This window comes from Neobacillus drentensis (assembly GCF_036962765.1).
Classification (GTDB): domain Bacteria; phylum Bacillota; class Bacilli; order Bacillales; family Cytobacillaceae; genus Neobacillus; species Neobacillus drentensis_C.
Genome location: NZ_JBALOS010000450.1, coordinates 1 through 1,432, shown reverse-complemented (window position 1 = coordinate 1,432; position 1,432 = coordinate 1). Strand labels below are relative to the sequence as shown.

Annotated in this window: 1 protein-coding gene; it reads right to left on the bottom strand. The window is 33.0% G+C overall.

Going from position 1 to position 1,432, the window contains the following annotated elements; all coding sequences use genetic code 11:
• Window positions 1-198: 198 nt before the first annotated feature.
• The coding region (locus tag V7137_RS30585; RefSeq protein WP_335701548.1) for a 3'-5' exonuclease at window positions 199-1,432 on the bottom strand (1,234 nt) is incomplete at its 5' end.

Below are 1,432 nucleotides of genomic sequence, written 5' to 3'. Positions count from 1 at the left end.
AATTTGAAACACTTTGGTCACAAATATCTTAATTTAAATGTATAATCTCTACTCGATGTAAAATTCAATACAGTATAGCAGTAGTGAAAAAAGGGTCAGACCCCCGGTGAAGTAAAGCTTTACCTGGGGTCTGACCCTAAATTCAAATACTTTAGAAAAAATAATTATTCTAACTAGTAATAATTATTTTAATAGAAACTACAGGATATCATCAAAAACCGTAACCGGTTTGCGTGTTTCTTCAATTAGCCCTTCCAATAAGGCTGACGGAGTGTCCTGGTAGAAGACTTTTACCTCTTGCTGGGCTCTTGTTAAAAGGACATATAGCAACCTTGCGTGCAAATCATCCTGTGGGAAACTTTCTTCATTTACATTACAAAGGATTACCGCATCAAATTCCATACCTTTAGAGTGATATGAGGTTAGCACTGTTATAGATTTATTGATCATATCATCTTCGGGACTGATATAAACGATGTCACGATAGTATTCTTGACTAAGATATTCTGCTAATTTCTTAGCCCTTTTTTCGTCCTTATGAATTATTGCAATTCTTTTATACTTTTTCCTCCAAACTTTCAGTGTTTGGACTATACTATCCAACAAATCCTTTCCTGAGTGTACTTCTGCAAAGGTAACTTTATCTCCTCTTCGATTTAGAGGTATGATTGGGTTATGAAGTAACCCATATTGGTTAATTAAGACCTTATTTGCAACTTCAATAATTTCCAATGTTGATCGATAACTTGTATCGAGAGTTAAAACCATTTCATTATTCCCTTCAAACAATGCATTATTAATAAGGGACCAATCATATTGGCCATATTCCATAAAAATTGATTGATCTTTGTCACCAAGAATCGTCATGGTTTTCGTAATTTTCTTTAAGGCTGCGAAATGGACAAAACTTAAATCCTGACCCTCATCAATTACAATATGTGAAAAATATTCAGGCTTATCATACATTGATAAATAGATATAAAATAATGGAGCCAAATCAAAATAGGTTAAGTTCATTAAGGTATAATTCTTAAACAATACAGGAATATTCGGTCCAAGTTCGTGTTCAAAGGCGTTAAGAACCTCGAAGGATAATACCTGTTTATAAACAGATAATAAATCAAATCCCTTCACACTATCTTTCCAGGCTTTGATATCTGCTGTAACCTCCTGTCGAACTTTCTTTATTTTATAGTCTGCGATCCCATCCATTTTTTTGACTATATTAACGTAGTCACTCTGAATTAAACCGCCATCTTTCAAAAAAGTTTTCACAACAAAATCATAATGCTCTTGGATTTCTTTTATTTTTGCATCTGCTATTCGACGATAATGTTTTTCAACGTGTTGTTGAAAGCGCTCAACTTTTTGGGCAAATGGTAAATATTTATATCCATTATAAATGGTCAATAATTCTTCCTTAGATAAATAC